The organism is Virgibacillus carmonensis (genome assembly GCF_057836705.1).
Genome location: NZ_JBYQFJ010000003.1, coordinates 32,811 through 52,925, shown reverse-complemented (window position 1 = coordinate 52,925; position 20,115 = coordinate 32,811). Strand labels below are relative to the sequence as shown.

Below are 20,115 nucleotides of genomic sequence, written 5' to 3'. Positions count from 1 at the left end.
ATATATATCATACTTCTATTATAACGAAGAATGACGTTAATTTACTAGAGGTTTTCTGAATTATTTTGTATTTATTGTGGTAGGATAAGTTTACAATTAACCCGTAATGGGAAAGTAAATAAAGGTCAAATGTGTACAATAGTATTTTATTTCTATTATCGGAAATAGTAAGTACATTAGTTGAACTTTAATTTTCAATATGTTTTAATACATTACTGTGCATGAAAACTATGTGTGATAATAATAACACTGTTTAGAAAGGAAGTTTGGCCTATGAATAAGGTAACACGCGTTTTTTATATATCGGTAGTAGTTGCGGTTTTATTCATCATCTGGGGAATTATCCCCAAAGATGTATTACCAAATGGAAACCTCAATGATGTAACAACTGCTATCCAAAGCTTTATTGTAAATAGATTTGGTTGGTTCTATTTGTTAAGTGCAACTGGATTTTTACTTTTCGCTTTATACTTGATATTTTCAAAGTACGGAAATATAAAACTAGGTAAACCTGGGGACAAGCCCGAATATTCCTACATAACTTGGTTTGCTATGCTTTTCAGTGCTGGTATGGGAATAGGATTAGTATTCTGGGGCGCGGCAGAACCCCTTTCACACTTTTATAAACCACCATTTGGTGAACCCGGAACTCCGGAAACAGCAAAAACAGCCTTACAGTACAGCTTCTTCCACTGGGGCCTACATCCATGGGCAATATATGCAACAATTGCTCTAGCATTAGCCTACTTTAAATTCAGAAAGCAATCATCTGGTTTAGTAAGTGCTATTCTCGAACCGCTCTTTGGCAATAAAATGAAGGGGCCATGGGGTACATTAATCGATTTTATTGTTGTATTTGCAACAGTATTCGGTGTAGCAACTTCACTTGGATTTGGTGCGATACAAATTAGTGGCGGTCTATCCTTTGTATTTGGATGGGATCAAACCGTTACCACACAATTTATTATCATATTAATCGTTACAGTGTTGTATCTAATTTCAGCAATGACAGGTTTAAATAAGGGGATTAAATATTTAAGTAATGCGAACATAGTACTGGCATTATTGCTCATGGCATTTTTACTATTCGTTGGCCCTACAAACTTTATTATGAACTTATTTACAAATACGTTCGGCAGCTATATTCAAAATCTACCAGGAATGAGTTTCAGAATGACGCCATTTGATACAGAAGATACATGGATTAAAGATTGGACCATTTTCTACTGGGCTTGGTGGATTGCATGGGCCCCATTCGTAGGTACATTTATCGCTCGTGTTTCTCGTGGTAGAACAATTAGAGAATTTGTACTTGGAGTTCTATTAGTTCCAACTATATTTGGAGCACTTTGGTTCTCTGTTTTTGGTGGATCAGCAATTCATTTAGAATTCTTCCAAAACACAGATATCACGCAATATGTTGATGATATTGGCACGGAGGCAGCACTGTTCGCTGTATTAGCCGAATTCCCATTTGGAACAACCATGTCAATCATTGCTATTCTATTGATCAGTACATTCTTTATCACATCAGCTGATTCAGCGACATTCGTATTAGGAATGCAAACAACGGGTGGTAGCTTGTATCCACCAAATAGTGTTAAGTTAGTTTGGGGCTTAATTCAATCCAGTGCTGCAGCAGTTCTGTTATGGCAAGGTGGTTTAGGGGCATTACAAACCGCTTCCATTATTGCAGCCTTTCCATTTACGATTATCATGATATTGATCGTGTTCTCCATGCTGAAATCATTTAAGGAAGAGGGTAGACAGGCTGACTTAAGAAGAAAGAAAAAATAGAAGAACATAAAAAGAGTTAGGCATCAAATGCGCCTAACTCTTTTTATATATAATATAACTACTTCATCATATGAATAGGAGTACCCATTGCTACTTCCGCAGCTTCCATGGTAATTTCTCCAAGACTAGGATGCGCATGGATAGTTAACGCAATATCTTCAGCAGTCATACCAGCTTCAATTGCTAAGCCTAATTCAGCTATCATATCACTAGCATTAGGTCCCGCAATTTGAGCTCCAATAACTAAACCATCTTCTTCTCTAGTAATTAATTTCAGGAATCCATCACTATCATTTAATGATAATGCACGACCATTGGCCGCAAATGGAAACTTAGATGCTTTTGCTTTGTAACCAGCATCTTTAGCTTCCTTCTCCGTGTATCCTACTGATGCTAACTCTGGATCAGAGAATACAACAGCTGGGATTCCAATATAATCGATTTCTGCTTTTTCACCACTAATTGCCTCGGCAGCAACTTTTCCTTCATAGGAAGCTTTATGTGCTAGTGGAGGGCCAGCAACAATATCACCGATGGCAAAAATGTTATCTATATTTGTACGGCATTGTTTATCAATTTTGATAAGTCCTTTATCATCAACATCAATTCCTACTTGTTCTAAGCCGAGTTCCTCTGTGTTAGGACGACGACCTACAGTTACCAATACATAATCTGCCTCTACTGTTTCTTCTTTACCTTTTGATTCGTAGGTTACTTTAACACCATCTTTTGATTCTTCCACGCCTTTAGCCATAGCTTCTGTAATAATGGAAACATCTTTTTTCTTTAGACGCTTTTTAACAACTTGTGTCATCTGTTTTTCGAAGCCACCAAGAATATCTTTTGTGCCTTCTAATATAACAATTTCAGTGCCAAAGTTAGCATACGCTGAACCGAGCTCAGTACCAATATATCCCCCACCAATCACTACCATTTTCTTAGGGATTTCTTTTAAATTCAAAGCGCCTGTCGAATCTAACACACGATCAGAAAACTTGAAACTTGGAATTTCAATTGGTGAAGATCCTGTAGCGATTATACAGTTGTTAAATGTATACGTTTGTGAATTTTTTTCATCCATTACCTTAACCGTATTCTTATCTACAAAATATACTTCACCTTTAACGATATCTGCTTTGTTCCCTTTTAACAATCCTTCAACACCGGAAGTTAATTTATTAACAACTTTACCCTTCCATTCTTGAACTTTTGAAAAGTCCACTGAAACATTTTCCGTTTTAATCCCTAGTTCTTCATTACCATGAGCATGTTCAGTAAGATGACCTGCTTGAATCATCGCCTTAGAAGGGATACAACCAACATTTAAGCAAACCCCACCTAAAGTACCTTTTTCAACAATTGTTACTTTTTGACCTAATTGGGCAGCGCGGATGGCAGCTACATAGCCACCAGGTCCTGCGCCCACAACTAATGTGTCTAATTCAATTGGGAAATCTCCTACTACCATAATTTACGCCTCCATCATAATTAATTGTGGATCGTTCAACAAACGTTTAATCTGATTTAATGCTAATTGAGCAGTTGCACCATCAACAATTCGATGATCAAAGCTCAATGATAGTGCTATTACTGGAGCAATGACAATTTCTCCATCACGCACTACAGGTTTCTCGGCAATACGTCCTATCCCTAAAATAGCTGCTTCTGGATAATTAAGAACTGGTGTAAACCATTGACCACCAGCAGATCCAATGTTCGTAATCGTGGTTGTTGCGCCTTTCATCTCATCAGATGCAAGTTTACCATTACGCGCTTTATCTGCCAATTCATTTACTTCTTGTGATATAGCAAAAATTGATTTGCGGTCAGCATCTTTTACAACTGGTACCAACAAGCCTTTATCCGTGTCTGCTGCAATTCCAACATTATAATAATGTTTATAGATGATCTCATCTGTTTCATCATCTACTGCTGCACCTAAAATTGGATACTTTTTCAATGTAGAAACTAAAGCTTTAGCTACATATGGTAAATACGTCAGTTTAATATCTTGTTCTGCAGCAATAGCCTTAAACTTCTTACGATGTGCAACCAGTTCAGTTACATCAATTTCATCCATTAATGTAACATGTGGCGCTTTTGTTTTGGAGTTAACCATAGCTCTTGCGATTGATTTACGAATACCGCTCATTTTCTCGCGAGTTTCTGGGTAATCACCTTTTGGAACTGATGTTTCTTTTGAAACTGGCTTTTCTTCTGCTTGCTCACCATTATCTTCAGATGATTCGTGTGATTCTGCTTTTTGATCACCACTTAAGTACTTGTCTACGTCTTCTTTAAGGATACGACCATTTTTACCAGAACCATTAACCTCTTGGACAGCAACATCATTATCCCGAGCATATTTCCTTACGGATGGCATTGCAATTACTCGTTTATCGTCAGATGATGTTTCTTGCGCTGATTCTTGCTCATCCTTTTTAGTTGTATCTTTATCCTCTTGTTCATCACCTTTATCGTTCTTAGATGATTCGCTAGACTTATCTTGCTTCTTTTCTTTTTGTTCCTCTTTTTCATCTGATTTAGATTCTTCTTCAGACTCTTCTACGTCTTCATCCTCATAACCTTCTGCATCGAACGTGATAAGTGTATCACCAACTATCGCTACAGTGCCTTCATCAACATGAACCTTTGTAACCGTTCCTTCTACAGGAGAAGGAATTTCAACAACCGCTTTATCGTTTTGAACCTCGCAAAGCACGTCATCTTCTTTTAATTCATCGCCTTCTTTTACAAACCATTTAACAATTTCACCTTCATGAATTCCTTCACCAATATCGGGCATTTTGAAATTATATGCCATAATTACTACCTCCCATCCTTCTATTAAAAGTTGATTACTTCATTAACCCTATCTACGATGTCTTTATGATCTGGTAGCCATACCTCTTCTGCTTGTGAGAATGCATAAACAGTATCTGGTGCTGTAACACGTAAAATTGGTGCTTCCAAATGTAGGATTGCGCGCTCTTGTATTTCAGAAATAACATGTGCTGCAATTCCTGCTTGACGTTGTGCTTCTTGTACAAATACAACACGATTTGTTTTCTTAACAGATTCAACAATTGTATCGATATCAATTGGAGATATTGTACATAAATCAATAACTTCTGCATCTATATCATTTTTTTCTAGTTCCTCTGCTGCTTTTAATGAAGCATGTACCATCGCACCATACGTAATTAGTGTTACATCTTTACCTTCACGTTTCACATCTGCTTTGCCTAGCTCAATTGTATATTCTTCCTCTGAAACTTCACCACGGAATGAGCGGTACAGTTTCATATGCTCTAAAAATAGAACCGGGTCATTGTCACGGATTGCTGCGATTAAAAGCCCTTTCGCATCATGTGGTGTTGATGGGATAACAACTTTAATACCTGGTTGTTGAGCAATTAATCCTTCAAGAGAGTCAGCATGCAACTCTGGTGTATGAACTCCACCACCAAATGGTGAACGAATGGTAATAGGAGCTGTTTTAGATCCACCCGAACGATAACGCATACGAGCCATTTGACCATTAATTGAATCCATTGCTTCATATACAAAGCCGAAGAATTGAATTTCTGGCACTGGGCGATAACCTTGTAGTGCGAGTCCTATTGATAGTCCACCGATTCCTGATTCAGCAAGCGGCGTATCAAAAACACGTTCTACACCAAATTCATCTTGTAAACCTTCAGTAGCACGGAATACTCCACCGTTTTGTCCTACGTCTTCACCGTATACAAGCACATTTTCGTCGTTCTTCAACTCTGTGCGCATTGCGTCTGTGATTGCTTGAATCATTGTCATTTGTGCCATGATTTACTTCGACTCCTTTTCTTTGTATTCTTCCATTTGTTCTTGCAAGTTTTTAGGAAGTTCTTCAAACATATTTTCAATAAGGTCTGTTACTTTTTGTTTTGGATAGTCATCAGCTTTTTTAATAGCCTTTTTAATGTCATCTTTAGCTTCTTCAATAACCTTGTTCTCTTCCTCTTCAGACCATAACTTTTTACCTTCTAGATATTTACGGAAACGAACTAATGGATCTTTTTTCTCCCATTCGTTATCCAAATCATCTGTACGGTAACGTGTTGGATCGTCCCCCGCCATTGTATGTGGACCATAACGATAAGTTAACGCCTCGATTAGTGTAGGTCCTTCTCCATTAACAGCACGTTCTCTAGCATCCTTTGTGGCTGCATATACAGCAAGAACATCCATGCCGTCAATCTGTAGTCCTTCAATACCCGCAGCGACACCTTTTTGTGCCAATGTCTTCGCAGCTGTTTGTTCTTCTACTGGAACGGAAATAGCAAAATAGTTATTTTGAACAAAGAAAATCGCTGGAGCTTTATATGCGCCTGCAAAGTTCATTCCCTCATAAAAATCACCTTGTGATGTCCCACCATCACCTGTGTAAGTGATAGCTACTGCTTTTTTACCGCGCTTTTTAAGCCCTAACGCTACACCTGCAGCCTGTGTTATTTGTGCACCAATAATAATTTGTGGGCTCATTGCGTTTACATCCTCAGGGAATTGGTTGCCATGAAAATGTCCTCTTGAGAATAAAAATGCTTGATATAATGGAAGACCGTGCCAAATAATTTGTGGAACATCACGGTATCCTGGTAAAATATAATCTTCCTTTTCTAATGCAAATTGACTGCCTAACTGTGAAGCTTCTTGCCCTGCTGTTGGCGCATAGAAACCTAGGCGACCTTGTCGATTTAATGCAATAGAACGTTGGTCTAACATACGAGTATAAACCATTCGACGCATCAGTTCTTTCAAATCATCATCTGAAAGATCAGGCATATCTTCTTTATTAACTACTTTTCCGTTTTCATCTAGAATCTGGAACATCTCGAACTGGCTTTCAACACTTTCAAGTACGTGTTTCAAAATAGTTCACCTCTTCCTTTCCTTATATCCATTTATTTGTCTTTTCTAGCCTTCCCAATATACGAAAAAAATCTGTACCAATTTGCTTCTAATTGTATTCCCTATTTTGAAATTCACTAATCTTTTCCGTTAGATTTTTCAAAAACTGTTACATAATCATCGCAAAAATTACTGGTACAATAATAATATATATAAAGTTTAGCTTATTTACACCAACTTGGTCAATCACTTTGCTTTTATTTCTATATATTTTTAATCTCATTTTCAAAGTATCAGAATTTTTATCAAACTGTTATATAAAGATAGTTAAACTGTATTAGTCAGCATAAAAAAACAAGGGCTAAACCCTATTTAGGATTTAGCCCTTAATTGCTATCTATTTCTTTTTTTCCTCGTCGTACTTCACTTCAACATTGGCTGTCTCATAAAATTCTTTTTTCAGTTGGTTATACTTCTCCGTAAATGTATTGAAGTTTTCATTTGCTTCTAGGACCTTTTTATAGCTCTCATTGATTTCTTTAATGTGTTCAGTCAATGTCTCCTGTTCAAGATCTTCTTTTTGAAGCATTGCATACAGTTCTTTTTCTAATTTAAGTGATTGTTCATATGCATCATTCAGTTTATAATAGGCGTCAAATCGTTTCATCATAACGTCATACATTTTAGTTGCCTTCTCTTTTGCCTTTTTCTCTTCAAGTTCTTCTATTAAATCCTCTATTTTTTTGAACTCTTCTTTTGATGTGTCGATACTTTCTTTTTCTAATTCAATCTTTTCCTTACGCTTTTCAATTACACCAATTGCTTCTTTCGCAATCGATGTTATTTTATCAAACTCATCCATGCTTAGATCAATGATTTGACTATAAAGTTCTTGCTCTTTCCTCTCTAGCTCAACAATATCATCTTGTTGCTTTTCAAACACTTCTTCAAGTGTTACCGCTTTTTCCAAATGATCATATATCTTTTCAGATGTTGATGCGCCGCTACATGCGGATAACATTGCAATTACACTTATTAATAAAATGATGGCTATCTTTCTATAAAACAATTGGGCGTTTCCTCCTTCAGCTTTCACAATAAACGAAATATAAGAATCTATTTTTTCTATGTAGTAGTATAACATATATATGAACATAGGAAATATGATATTCGTAACTATATCATATTTCTAAATTTTAATTAGTATTTATGTTAAAATAAAAAATTATGTACAATTTAGGAGTGAGAACCCCATGTTAACAATGGAAAACGTCGTACGAGAAGGACATCCTGCATTACGTGAAGTGGCAAAGGATGTTTCAATTCCACCAACAAATGAAGAACAAAAGCTTTTAGAAGATATGTTACAATTCCTAAAAAATAGTCAAGATGATGAAATAGCGCGTGAATATGAATTACGTGCGGGTGTAGGGCTTGCTGCAACACAATTAGGTGTTTCCAAGCGAATGATTGCTATCCACTTTGAGGATGCAAATGGAAAAAAATATAGCTACGGACTATTCAACCCAAAAATTGTCAGCCACTCTGTTGAAAAAGCATACTTGACTAGTGGCGAAGGTTGCCTTTCTGTTGATCGAAATGTAGAAGGTTATGTGCCGAGGAACGCGCGTATTACATTGAAAGCAACAGATCTTGCAGGAAAAGAAATAAAACTAAGACTACGTGATTACCCTGCTATCGTTTTCCAGCATGAGGTTGATCATCTCAACGGTGTTATGTTTTATGATCACATCAATAAGGATAACCCACTAGAAGCTCCGGATGATGCAAAGGCAATTGATTAGAAACAAGCACGATTAAAAAGTTTTATATTCCATACCATTTAAAGCTGCCCATTACAAATAAGGGCAGCTTTTTGTGCAAAGTTTGAATAAGATTTCTTTCTAGGTGAAAAATAGTTGGATAATAACGTGTCATAAATCCTGAACTTAGACTGATAAAAATGTTTTTTTATATAAATCATGGTTTTTTATTTCAATATTTATCAAACAGTACTATACTATAGATAAGAGGGATTGGATCGGTAGAACGTTTATGTTGCTTTCTTAAGATAATGAGAGGAGTGCATGGGATCATGTTAAAACGCCTAAAAGAAAAGCTGAAGAAACGCTGGAAGGATTTTTTAGGCCGTGGACGAGTACCAACTAGTTATAGGAAAGACTACCATAAATAAAGCCAATCATACATTAAACACATGCTAGGACGGTTTAAAACTTATTATAGTTGACGAGCGGATTAAAACAGAGGGATAACGAGAGCAAAATTAATATTTTGTTGTCAGTGCACCCCGATATAAGCAAAGTGAAGTAGCTGCCTATCCATCGTCGGCTTTATTAAATAATGTTAAAAATAATCCATGCATAAGAAGCATTGTTTCTGGAACATACGGATGCAATTATTCTTATACCAAATAAAACAAAGAAATCGATAGGAGAGATGAAATGATTTACAAAGTATATTATCAGGAATTGAAAACGGAGATTCCTGTGCGAGAACGAACAAAGGGCCTTTATGTTGAGGCGAAAACAGAAGAAGAAGTACGCAACAAATTAGTGAATCGTAACTATAATATTGAATTCATCCAACAATTAGACGATGCACATTTAGCGTATGAAAAGAAATCAGAAAATTTTACAGTGGAGAACGTATAACCCATGAAATTTGTAAAGAATGATCAAACAGCAGTATTTTCATTGGGTGGATTAGGGGAAATTGGAAAGAACACATACGCTGTCCAATTTCAGGATGAAATTATATTAATCGATGCTGGAATTAAATTTCCAGAGGATGAACTATTAGGAATTGATTATGTAATTCCCGATTATACCTATTTAATACAAAACCAAGATAAAATTAAAGGCCTTATTGTCACACATGGTCATGAAGATCATATTGGAGGAATCCCTTACCTTTTACGCGAGATCAATATACCAATCTATGCGGGTAAGCTTGCACTTGGATTAATTCGAAATAAATTAGATGAGCACGGTTTATTACGTAAAGCAAAATTACATCCGATACAAGAAGACGATATAATTAAATTCCGTAAAACGTCTGTATCTTTTTTCCGTACTACACACAGTATTCCGGACTCATATGGGGTAGTTGTTAAAACACCACCTGGTAATGTAGTGCATACAGGAGATTTCAAGTTTGACTTTACACCTGTTGGTGAGCCAGCAAACATTGCGAAAATGGCTGAAATTGGTAAGGAAGGCGTTTTATGTCTTCTTTCTGACAGTACGAACAGTGAAGTTCCAGGATTTACAATGTCCGAGCGCGTTGTTGGCAGTAATATTGACAATATATTTACTCGTGTAAATGGCAGATTAATATTCGCCACATTTGCATCAAATATTTATCGACTACAACAGGTTATTGAATCAGCTGTAAAATATAATCGTAAGGTCGCAGTTTTTGGACGAAGCATGGAGTCTTCCATTGCTATTGGACAAGAACTAGGATACATTAATGCACCAAAAGAGACGTTTATTGATGCGCATCAAATCAACCGCCTTCCAGCACATGAAATAGTTATACTTTGTACAGGTTCTCAGGGTGAACCAATGGCTGCATTATCACGTATTGCTAATGGAACACATAGACAGATTCAAACAATTCCTGGTGATACAGTTGTGTTTTCCTCATCTCCAATCCCAGGTAATAATGTAAGTGTAAGCCGTATTATCAACAAATTATACCGTGCGGGGTCAGAAGTCATCCATGGTCCATTAAGTGATATTCATACATCAGGACATGGTAGTCAAGAAGAACAAAAACTAATGCTCCGTTTAATTAGACCAAAATATTTCATGCCAATTCACGGTGAATATCGTATGTTAAAGGAACACACAAAGCTTGCTGAATCATGTGACGTAAAACCCGAAAACTGTTTTATAATGGATATCGGGGATGTATTAGCACTAGGCAAAGATAATGCAATGGTTGCAGGAAAAATACCTTCTGGATCTGTTTATGTAGATGGTAGTGGTATTGGAGATATCGGTAACATTGTACTTCGCGACAGACGTATTCTTTCAGAAGAAGGTCTTGTAATCGTAGTTGTAAGTATCGATATGAAGGAATTTAAAATTTCCGCTGGACCTGATATCATTTCACGTGGATTTGTATACATGCGTGAATCAGAGGATCTTATCAATGAGGCACAAAAACTCGTTTCGACCCATCTGAATAAAGTGATGGAAAGAAGAACTACACAATGGTCTGAAATCAAAAATGAAATTACTGATACCATCGCCCCATTCTTATTCGAGAAAACAAAACGCCGACCAATGGTATTACCAATTATTATGGAAGTTTAACCAAAAGCAAAATGTCCGCTTGCAATGGGCACTTTAACTAGTAAAAAGCGGAAGCGCCACATATGGTGCTTCCGCTTTTGTTTTTATATTAATCGCCGTATGGTTTTTTTTACATCCGGAAATTCTGCTTTACCGTTTGTAAAAAATTCTTTAATTAAATACTCACTGTAGCTGACCGCTTGATCATACGTAATTTGACCCGGCAATGGCGCTATGTCTTCAATAACTACATCAATAATAGCGGGTTTTTTCGACATAAAAGCTTGTTTCATGGTAGTTTCCATCTCTTCGTATTTTTCTATTCGATAACCATCCCCACCACAAGCTTTGGCAAATTCCGCAAAATTAACCGCACCTAAGCCTGTTTCGTAATTTAAATTGCCCTTGATTTGCTGTTCATACTTTATCATGCCGATCATACTATTATTCAGTACGACAACTTTGATCGGCATGTCATATTTAACCGCGGTAATAAAGTCATGCATTACCATTGAAAATCCTCCATCGCCACATATCGCAACAACTTGCTTATTTGGGTATGCTCGTTGACCTGCAATTGCCCCTGGTAAACCAGACCCCATGGATGCTAATCCGCCAGAAATTATAAATTTTTGATTAGTAATAGGAAAAAAACGGGTAGTCCAGACAGTCACATTTCCTACATCACAAGATATAATGGCATCTTTTTCCATATTCTTCTCCAGTTCATACATAACTTGTGGCCCGTGAATTGGATCTGTTGTATCTTTCTTCAGCTCTAGCATATGAATATGCCATCTCTTCATTTTTTCTTGATACTTCTTAAGGAATTCATCTGATTTAGACTCAGATACTAAAGATGTTAATCTAGGTAAAATATGTTTAGCATCACCACATAACCCTTCAGTAATTGGATAAATCTTCCCTATATCACCATGCTTTATTTCTATTTGAATAGCATTTACACCGTCTGGTAAATAGTCCCTATACGGAAAGGTCGTTCCTATCAATAACAGTAAATCTGTATCCATTATGGCCTCATAAGCGGGTTTCGTCCCTATTTGTCCATGCTGCCCTAAATTCAATTCGTGATAATCCGGGATAGTTCCCTTACCTAACAGGCTCAGAACAATTGGAGCATTAATTTTTTCTGCAAAGTCAACCAGCTCATTCCTAGCATCACGTGCACCTTTCCCTGCTAAAATGACAGGTCTTTTTGCGCTGTTCAGTAAACTAATTGTTCGTTCCATCGTTTCTTGATCTGGTGTAATGGTTGGATGTACAGGTGTCTGGCTTGTTTTCATTTTGTCATTTTTTTGTTTAACAGCAAATAAATCGTCAGGAACAATCAAAATAGATACCCCTTTTTGTGTGTAGGCTTCTCGAATGGCCATATTGAGCATGTCTGGAAGTTGTTCTGCTGCTTCAACTCGTCGATTAAAAACACCTACCCCATCAAACATACGTTCCAAATTTATTTCCTGATGTGCATTGGTACCTACCGCAGTACTTGGCACTTGCCCCACTATAGCAAGAACGGGCACTTTATCTTTTTTAGCATCATATAAGCCATTGATCAGATGAGTAGCTCCAGGACCAGCTATAGATAAACATACGCCTAGCTTTCCTGTTAATTTAGCATAAGATGATGCGGCAAATGCTCCTACCTCTTCATGTCGTATTTGGATAAAATCAATGTCTTCCTCTCTCTTCCTTAAATCATCAATAAATTCATTGATGGAGTTTCCGGGCATGCCGTAAATATGATCAACACCCCATTGTATTAATTGATCAATTAATAGTTCACCTGTTCGTTTTTCAAACAATTACCCCACCCTTTCCATAGTTTTTATATAACCTCTCTATCAGTCACTATTTCCTAAAGGGCAATAAAAAAAACCTGTATTCGCAAATACAGGCTTGAATTTAATTAATTAATTGTCATCGATAACTAGCTGCTTTTCAAACCGTGAAATATCCTTATCAGATCCAATTACAATTAATATATCGTTTTCATTTAGTGTATCGTCTGCACGGGGCGATACATTAATATCTTTACCACGTTTTATCGCAACAACGTTACAGCCATAGTTAGCCCGAATATCAAGCTCAATCATCGTTTTTCCAAGCATCTTCTTACCAACTTTAACCTCAACAATACTGTGATCATCAGACAACTCAAGGTAATCCAGAATATTGTTCGATATTATGTTATGAGCAATTCTTTTACCCATATCCCGCTCTGGATGAACTACCTCATCAGCTCCAATTTTGTTCAGAATTTTTTCATGGTAATCGTTTTGTGCTTTAACAGTTATCTTCTTTATTCCTAAATCTGTAAGAACAACAGTAGTTAATATACTAGCTTGAATATTGTCACCTATAGCTACAATTACATGATCAATATTTTTAATTCCTAATTCCTTTAATGTTGCTTCATCAGTAGCATCTGCAATAACAGCATGTGTTGCAATATTTTTATATTCATTTACTTTATCCTCGTCACTATCTATTGCCAAAACCTGCATTCCCTCAGCATTTAGTTCACGGCAAATACTTCCACCAAATCTTCCTAATCCAATTACAGCAAATTCTCGCTTCATTCTATATCCTCCACCATTCACCATACTTTTTCATAAGTTTAACATAATACATTGGGAAGGAAAATGTATAGGTTATTTTTTTCCTTTAACATAGTCCGCGTCAAATAAAAACATTTTCATTAATAGCACTAAAGACGGAACTAATAAACAAAGTCCCGCTATAAAGGCCGCAATCAGAGCGATTCCCATTGATTCTTGTGTAGCATTCTCATAAATGGTAATGTATGGATCTAATATGTACGGTAGATGCCCTTTACCATATCCAAAGAAGGCAAAGAAAAACTGTAGCATTACTGATATAAACGCCAATCCATAAAGCTTCTCCTGAAATATTAACAACATAGCAATCATAAAGAATCCGACTGACAAACCAAACATCCACCAAAGATCAAGCATATTTTCATAATGTCGCTCATTGTGTTGACTCAATGCAATAAAGGTCGTTAAACTAGCAATGATCGTTGGCACACTCCAAAACAATGCATATCCTCTTACAATTTTTAGTGCTGGTTTATCATTCGCTCGTGCTGCATAAAAGGTTAAAAAAGTAGAACTAATATACAATACGGAAACAATCGCTAAAAATACTACACTCCAAGAATAAGGACTTGTTAACAGTTCTGTAACAAGAAGTGATACAACACCATTTGTTTCTACGATGAATCCGCCTTCTGATAATGTTAATGCTATCGATAAGGAAGCTGGTATGAGCAGTCCGGTTGCACCATATAAGAACATATAAAGATTGCTTTTTTTCGAACCATAGTTTTCAAAGGCATAAAATGAGCCACGAACAGCGAGTAAAATAATTGCTATACTGCCTGGAATCAACAAGGCTGTTCCATAATAATAGGCTGTGTCTGGAAAGAATCCTACTAACCCAACAAAGAAAAATACAAAAAATACATTAGTTACCTCCCACACAGGTGACAAATACCTTGATATTAGCTGATTAATGATATGATCTTTTTTTGTGATTTTGGCATAGTATGCAAAGAAACCTGCACCAAAATCAATAGATGCCACAATTAAGTAACCATATAAAAAGAACCATAACACGGTTATTCCAATGACTTCATAGCTCATTATTCATCATCCTTTTAAGGTTGGATATATTTAAATTATGCTCAATACTGAACAAGTGTTAGTAGTATTATATTTCGTTTCTATCTTATTACACTCATAGTATATACCCTTTCTCCGAAAAAATCACAAATGAAAATGACAGTTATATGACAAAAAAACCAGTCCCTACTTCCAAACCGGACTGGTTTTTGTAATTACTATCGTAGACTTACCTTTCTCTTACTATATAGCTCCGTAGGCTTGCGACGTAAGCGATTGACACACCGAGCACTAAAATCGTGTGCTCTACTGCTTACGCATTTCGCCGCGAGTACAAGCCCACTACGTCTTTCTTACTAGATCACATCTAACATTTGAAATTGTGATTTGACTAAGTCAAAGTATTCTCCTTTATATTCCATTAGCTCTTGATGGTCTCCATTTTCAAGGACTTTACCGTTTTCAAGTACATAGATCATGTCGGATTCACGGATAGTGGAAAGACGATGCGCAATCATTATCGCTGTCCTTCCATTCAATAAACGTTTCAATGCTGCTTGAATTTTAACTTCCGTTTCAGTATCAATACTAGCTGTAGCCTCATCTAAAATTAAAATTCGGGGATCCGCTAATAATGCTCGGGCAAACGATAAAAGCTGTCGCTCTCCTGCAGAAAGAATATTACCACGTTCTTCTACTTCTGTCGCGTATCCATCTGCAAGTCGCTTTATAAATTCATCAGCACCAACTACCTTTGCAGCTTCCTTCACTTGTTCATCGGTCGCATCTGGCTGACCAAATCGAATGTTTTCCATAATTGTACCCGAAAAGATGAATGTATCCTGTAACACAACACTAATTTGTTGGCGTAACGTATTTAAGCGCACATCACGCAAATCGTGCCCATCAATTTTAACTGCCCCTTTTGTAGGGTCATAAAAGCGACTAATCAAATTAGCTATGGTAGATTTACCACTACCGGTATGCCCTACCAGCGCTATCGTTTGGCCTTGCTTAATATCGAGAGATATTTCATGCAAGGCTATTCGATCGGAATCATAAGAAAATTGAACTTGATCAAATTCAATATTACCTTTCATGTCCTTCAATTCATAGGCATTTTCCTTTTCATCAACGTTTGGTTGCTCGTCAAGAAATTCAAAAATTCGCTCCGATGCCGCCATTGCCATTAGCAATTGATTATACATCTGACCAAGGCGAGAAATCGGTTCCCAGAACATACCTAGGAAAAACGCAAAGGTTACGAATGTACCTATATCAATTCCACCATTTTCAACACCGAGAAGAATTAAATAGGCACCATATGTTATTAAAATTATTGTACCTATTGCATTACTCATTTCCACAAATGGTCGAAATAAGGCACTCTTTTTTGTTGCTGTACGCCAACTGTCAAAATTGTCAAAGTTAATACCATTGAAATATTCAGCGTTTTCTTTTTCCTGTGAAAATGACTGAGTAATACGAATGCCTTGCATACTTTCATTTAAATGTGAGTTCAGCCTCGATTGTTGAATACGTACATCCTGCCAGGATCTGCGAATATTACGACGAAGTTTGATTGAGATGTAGAACATAATTGGTATGATTACCATGATAGCCAGTGCTAGTTTTGGACTGATTACAAGTAATATAACAATAATTCCAATAAGTGTTACAACGTCCATTAACAAATTGATTATCCCGTTTGTGAACAGTTCCTGTAAGGAATTAATATCATTCATTATTCGAACCAATATAGACCCTGCTGACCTAGAATCAAAAAAACGGTGTGATAATCTTTGTACATGTGAGAATAGATGTTTCCGTAAATCAAAAATTACATTTTGCCCTAAAATATTTACCCACTTAATTCGATAAATATTACCTACATAATTTACTAAATAAAGTACACCGATTATGACCACCAAATAGGTCAATAAACCCGTATCCTTATTGCCAATAGCAACATCTATCGCGACTTTACCAATTATTATCGGAACAATTAAACGAACTGCTGTAGAGATTAGCATTGCAATAACTGCACCAGGTAAATAAGTTTTCGAATATGGTTTTAAGTAAGCTAATAATCTTAACATTTGCTTCCAGTTAAACTGTTTATCAATTGCTTGATCAACGGTATAATGAAATCGTTTCGAATGACGACTTTTTTTAACCTCTTCTGTTGATTTAGCCACTTTTATCCCCCCTTAATGATTTGCTACGTTCATAATTGCATCTCGATCTTGATACTGAATATCATAAATACGTTGATAGACGCCACGGATATTTATTAACGCATCATGTTTACCTCTTTCAACTATTTCTCCATCCTCTAACACTATTATTTCATCGGCATGCTTCAAAGAAGATATACGGTGTGCAATAATAAATGTTGTACGGCCTTTCATTACTTCTTTTAGTGCTTTTTGAATCTTAAACTCTGTTTCCATGTCTACCGCTGATGTAGCATCATCAAGAACTAGAATACTGGGATTGATACAAATGGCCCGTGCAATAGCGATACGTTGTTTTTGACCACCTGACAATCCCATACCACGCTCACCAAGCATGGTGTCATACCCTCTAGGCATTTCCATAATAAAATCATGTGCTTGAGCCCGTTTTGCCGCATCGATAATCTGTTCATCCTTTAAGTTTGGATTACCATAGGCGATATTTTCTCGAATACTAGTTGAAAATAAAAATGATTCCTGTAAAACGAATCCTATATTACTGCGTAGGGATTTTAATTTATAATTTTCAACAGGTAGCCCGTCGACCAGCACATTACCTTTTTCGGGTTCATAAAATCGTGTTATCAGTTGTGTAATACTTGTTTTACCAGAACCAGTTGCCCCAATCAATCCTACAACCTTACCTGGTGGAGCATCAAAACTGATATTCTTAAGTGCAGAGTCATCATTCTCTGTATAGGTTAACGTAACTTCGTTAAAGGTAACGTGGCCTCTAATTGGAACATCGATTGGTTGATCTTTTTCAACTACATCTTCTTTTGCATCTAGAATTTCAATTAGACGTTCTCCCGATGCTTTTGATTGTGAAAATAAATTAATAACAAATCCTAAGTTCATCAATGGTCCTAAGATATACCAAATGAGGCTGAAGAACGCGACCAATTCACCTAAAGTTAGTCTTTCTTCAATAACTAAGTAACCACCAAACGCTAATAATGCAACAGCACATACATTCCCAATGAACTCCATCAGCGGAAAGAACTTTGCCCATATTCCTGACGTTTTTAAATAATGTTGACGATAGTTATCATTGTTTGATGAAAATCTACCAATTTCAAAATCTTCACGAGATAAGGATTTTACAGTAGTCATCCCACTAATATTTTCTTGAACACGTGTATTTAAATTTCCAAATGATTTTCGTATTCCCCTAAATGCGGGATGAACACGTTTATCAAATTTATACACGACAATACCAAGAAATGGCATAGCAGCCATTGTAACAAGCGTAAGTGGAACAGAATAAAACAACATAACACCTAAACTTATAACAATTAAAAGTGTTATACGAATTAGCTCTGAAAATCCGGCAGAAAGGAAAAAGCGAAAACCTTCCACATCAGCAGTCAATCTTGACATTAAATCACCAGTTTTAGCGTTATCATAATATTTAAATGATAACACTTGTAGCTTTTCATATAATGCATCCCTTAGTGTATAAACAGATTGGATACCAAATAGCTCTCCTAAGTATTGATGAAAATAGGTTGCAAATCCTTTAATAATCATGACAAATAAAAATGCTATCGCGATATATGGTATGAGTGAATATCGGTCTTTAATGACTACCTCATCTATCGTTTTTTGTAATATGATTGGATACACTACAGTAATTGCAGTAACAATGATTAGAAAGACTAACGAAGTAAAAAAGTACTTCCTATAGGGCCAATAAAATTGCTTTAGTTTTTTAAATATATCCATGGTTTACCTCCTTTGATTGTTTTCCGTAATTACTAATATAACGGGTTCCGAAATAAATATCTACTCCTTTTACTCAATTTTTTAAAGTTTTTCATAATTATTTTTTTGGACATAAAAAAACGCTTCTACAATCCTCTGTAGAAGCGTTTTGATTAATATAATTATTTTTCATTAGTCCCTAACACTCTGTTAACACGCTTACGAAGCATCTTCATGCCCCCACCGCCTGCTTGAAAGTGTCTTAATTTACCTTCTGAATCAAAAACGTAGTAAGCAGGAACGTATTGATTTTCAAATGCATCTGTTAATTTGTGTTCATTATCCACAAAAATTGGTTGCGTAATATCATGTTCCCCTGCTACTTCCTTGATTTGGTCTAAGTCTAAATCTTTTTCAGATCGTGGCATATGAACAGCAATAACATTTAATTCATCTTTATATTCATCTCGGAATTCATTTACATTAGGCATTGCTTCTTTGCATAATCCACAGCTCACGGACCAAAAGTGAATTAATGTAGGTTTATTCCCAATTAAATCACTTTTCCTAATCTCATTGCTGTTGAACCACTTTGTTGCTCCGTCTAAATCGGGCATCTGTGCACGTAATCGCATAAGTTCTACCTCCAATGTTGTTTTACCTAAAAAAGCTGACTCAGCAATATTCCTTATTAAAGAGTCAGCTAATAACATTTATATGATACGCTAAATTATCTATTAAAGTGTTTCTTGACCTGGTTTCCAGTTTGCTGGGCAAAGTCCACCAGTTTGAAGCGCTTGTAATACACGTAATGTCTCATCAACATCACGGCCAATGTTGTTATGGAAAACAGTTTGGTATTGAAGCTCGCCTTCCGGATTAATAATAAATAATCCACGTAAAGCTACACCTTCATCTTCTATTAACACACCATAGTCTTGTGAAACAACGTGGTTAGTATCAGCAGCTAATGGATAGAGTAACTCACCTAATCCATTATCGTCGCGCGATGTATTAATCCACGCTTTATGTGTATGGACAGTGTCAGTTGATACACCAATTACTTCTGCATCTAGATCCTCAAATTCGTCATATCGATCTGACATTGCAGTAATTTCTGTAGGACATACAAATGTGAAATCCATTGGATAAAAGAAAAGGACTGTCCATTTATCATCTTTCATATTCTCTTCTAAGTTTACTTTTCCAAATTCTTTATTAGGCATTACAGCATCCATTGTAAATCGTGGTGCCTGCTTTCCTACCATTCTTTCTGCCATAGATAATCCCTCCATCATATTAATTAAACTATATCCATAAACGATTATAGGCAACCTCTTAATTTTAGTCAATATTAAATAATAATTAATTTAAAAAGGGACATTACCCCGTCACATATCAGTCACTTGTTTATAAGTATAACCAGACATAATGACTCTAAAACAAAGGTTACACAACTAATAACGTAACATTTAATTGCAATTGGTGTCTATTATG

The 20,115-nt window shown here is 36.2% G+C and carries 16 protein-coding genes; 4 read left to right on the top strand and 12 right to left on the bottom strand.

What is annotated here, in order from left to right; translation table 11 throughout:
* Positions 1 to 273: 273 nt before the first annotated feature.
* On the top strand, positions 274 to 1,797 hold the full coding sequence (locus AC3G7N_RS02920; RefSeq protein WP_489420648.1) for a glycine betaine uptake BCCT transporter: 1,524 nt from the start codon (positions 274 to 276) through the stop codon (positions 1,795 to 1,797).
* 58 nt (positions 1,798 to 1,855) lie between these two features.
* On the opposite strand, the gene lpdA is transcribed toward AC3G7N_RS02920, so the two are convergent.
* From lpdA to AC3G7N_RS02895, 5 genes are all read right to left on the bottom strand, one after another.
* The gene (gene lpdA, locus AC3G7N_RS02915) at positions 1,856 to 3,265 is read right to left on the bottom strand and encodes a dihydrolipoyl dehydrogenase (protein WP_489420647.1); all 1,410 of its coding nucleotides are present in this window, start codon (positions 3,263 to 3,265) and stop codon (positions 1,856 to 1,858) included.
* Positions 3,266 to 3,268: 3 nt separating this feature from the next.
* Complete coding sequence (locus AC3G7N_RS02910; RefSeq protein WP_489420646.1) at positions 3,269 to 4,621, bottom strand: dihydrolipoamide acetyltransferase family protein; 1,353 nt, start codon at positions 4,619 to 4,621, stop codon at positions 3,269 to 3,271.
* A 23-nt stretch (positions 4,622 to 4,644) separates the two neighbouring features.
* Positions 4,645 to 5,622: an alpha-ketoacid dehydrogenase subunit beta gene (locus AC3G7N_RS02905; RefSeq protein ID WP_489420645.1), complete on the bottom strand. Its 978-nt coding sequence runs from the start codon at positions 5,620 to 5,622 to the stop codon at positions 4,645 to 4,647.
* Between the two features lie 3 nt (positions 5,623 to 5,625).
* A complete protein-coding gene (gene pdhA / locus AC3G7N_RS02900; RefSeq protein WP_489420644.1) occupies positions 5,626 to 6,708 on the bottom strand; it encodes a pyruvate dehydrogenase (acetyl-transferring) E1 component subunit alpha in 1,083 nt (360 codons plus the stop codon).
* Positions 6,709 to 7,084: 376 nt separating this feature from the next.
* Positions 7,085 to 7,756 carry a YkyA family protein gene (locus AC3G7N_RS02895; RefSeq protein WP_489420643.1) on the bottom strand — a complete coding sequence of 224 codons (672 nt, stop codon included), beginning with the start codon at positions 7,754 to 7,756 and terminating at the stop codon, positions 7,085 to 7,087.
* A gap of 184 nt (positions 7,757 to 7,940) precedes the next feature.
* Here AC3G7N_RS02895 and def point away from each other — a divergent pair, with 184 nt between their 5' ends.
* From def to rnjA, 3 genes are all read left to right on the top strand, one after another.
* Positions 7,941 to 8,492, top strand: a complete 552-nt coding sequence (def, locus tag AC3G7N_RS02890; RefSeq protein ID WP_489420642.1) for a peptide deformylase — start codon at positions 7,941 to 7,943, stop codon at positions 8,490 to 8,492.
* Positions 8,493 to 9,149: 657 nt separating this feature from the next.
* Positions 9,150 to 9,359, top strand: a complete 210-nt coding sequence (locus tag AC3G7N_RS02885) for a DNA-dependent RNA polymerase subunit epsilon (RefSeq protein ID WP_489420641.1) — start codon at positions 9,150 to 9,152, stop codon at positions 9,357 to 9,359.
* A 3-nt stretch (positions 9,360 to 9,362) separates the two neighbouring features.
* Positions 9,363 to 11,030, top strand: coding sequence for a ribonuclease J1 (rnjA, locus tag AC3G7N_RS02880; RefSeq protein WP_489420640.1), 1,668 nt, complete (start codon positions 9,363 to 9,365; stop codon positions 11,028 to 11,030).
* 83 nt (positions 11,031 to 11,113) lie between these two features.
* Here the strand turns inward: rnjA and AC3G7N_RS02875 are convergent, their stop codons facing one another.
* From AC3G7N_RS02875 to AC3G7N_RS02845, 7 genes are all read right to left on the bottom strand, one after another.
* Complete coding sequence (locus AC3G7N_RS02875) at positions 11,114 to 12,835, bottom strand: pyruvate oxidase (RefSeq protein WP_489420639.1); 1,722 nt, start codon at positions 12,833 to 12,835, stop codon at positions 11,114 to 11,116.
* 108 nt (positions 12,836 to 12,943) lie between these two features.
* Entirely contained in the window at positions 12,944 to 13,612 is a 669-nt protein-coding gene (locus tag AC3G7N_RS02870; RefSeq protein ID WP_489420638.1) for a potassium channel family protein, read from the bottom strand.
* 72 nt (positions 13,613 to 13,684) lie between these two features.
* A complete protein-coding gene (locus AC3G7N_RS02865) occupies positions 13,685 to 14,698 on the bottom strand; it encodes a cytochrome d ubiquinol oxidase subunit II (RefSeq protein WP_489420637.1) in 1,014 nt (337 codons plus the stop codon).
* A gap of 335 nt (positions 14,699 to 15,033) precedes the next feature.
* Entirely contained in the window at positions 15,034 to 16,776 is a 1,743-nt protein-coding gene (locus AC3G7N_RS02860; RefSeq protein ID WP_489420844.1) for an ABC transporter ATP-binding protein, read from the bottom strand.
* A 111-nt stretch (positions 16,777 to 16,887) separates the two neighbouring features.
* The gene (locus tag AC3G7N_RS02855; RefSeq protein WP_489420636.1) at positions 16,888 to 18,639 is read right to left on the bottom strand and encodes an ABC transporter ATP-binding protein; all 1,752 of its coding nucleotides are present in this window, start codon (positions 18,637 to 18,639) and stop codon (positions 16,888 to 16,890) included.
* 161 nt (positions 18,640 to 18,800) lie between these two features.
* Positions 18,801 to 19,253, bottom strand: a complete 453-nt coding sequence (locus tag AC3G7N_RS02850; RefSeq protein ID WP_489420635.1) for a TlpA disulfide reductase family protein — start codon at positions 19,251 to 19,253, stop codon at positions 18,801 to 18,803.
* A 102-nt stretch (positions 19,254 to 19,355) separates the two neighbouring features.
* Positions 19,356 to 19,898 carry a peroxiredoxin gene (locus AC3G7N_RS02845; protein WP_489420634.1) on the bottom strand — a complete coding sequence of 181 codons (543 nt, stop codon included), beginning with the start codon at positions 19,896 to 19,898 and terminating at the stop codon, positions 19,356 to 19,358.
* Positions 19,899 to 20,115 lie beyond the last annotated feature (217 nt).

Coding starts and splice junctions, on each gene's coding strand:
- AC3G7N_RS02850 (WP_489420635.1), bottom strand. CDS start 19,253: ATGCGATTACGTGCACAGATGCCCGATTTAGACGGAGCAACAAAGTGG.
- AC3G7N_RS02905 (WP_489420645.1), bottom strand. CDS start 5,622: ATGGCACAAATGACAATGATTCAAGCAATCACAGACGCAATGCGCACA.
- AC3G7N_RS02860 (WP_489420844.1), bottom strand. CDS start 16,776: ATGTTAAGATTATTAGCTTACTTAAAACCATATTCGAAAACTTATTTA.
- def (WP_489420642.1), top strand. CDS start 7,941: ATGTTAACAATGGAAAACGTCGTACGAGAAGGACATCCTGCATTACGT.
- AC3G7N_RS02885 (WP_489420641.1), top strand. CDS start 9,150: ATGATTTACAAAGTATATTATCAGGAATTGAAAACGGAGATTCCTGTG.
- rnjA (WP_489420640.1), top strand. CDS start 9,363: ATGAAATTTGTAAAGAATGATCAAACAGCAGTATTTTCATTGGGTGGA.
- lpdA (WP_489420647.1), bottom strand. CDS start 3,265: ATGGTAGTAGGAGATTTCCCAATTGAATTAGACACATTAGTTGTGGGC.
- AC3G7N_RS02855 (WP_489420636.1), bottom strand. CDS start 18,639: ATGGATATATTTAAAAAACTAAAGCAATTTTATTGGCCCTATAGGAAG.
- AC3G7N_RS02920 (WP_489420648.1), top strand. CDS start 274: ATGAATAAGGTAACACGCGTTTTTTATATATCGGTAGTAGTTGCGGTT.
- AC3G7N_RS02845 (WP_489420634.1), bottom strand. CDS start 19,898: ATGGCAGAAAGAATGGTAGGAAAGCAGGCACCACGATTTACAATGGAT.
- AC3G7N_RS02865 (WP_489420637.1), bottom strand. CDS start 14,698: ATGAGCTATGAAGTCATTGGAATAACCGTGTTATGGTTCTTTTTATAT.
- AC3G7N_RS02910 (WP_489420646.1), bottom strand. CDS start 4,621: ATGGCATATAATTTCAAAATGCCCGATATTGGTGAAGGAATTCATGAA.
- AC3G7N_RS02870 (WP_489420638.1), bottom strand. CDS start 13,612: ATGAAGCGAGAATTTGCTGTAATTGGATTAGGAAGATTTGGTGGAAGT.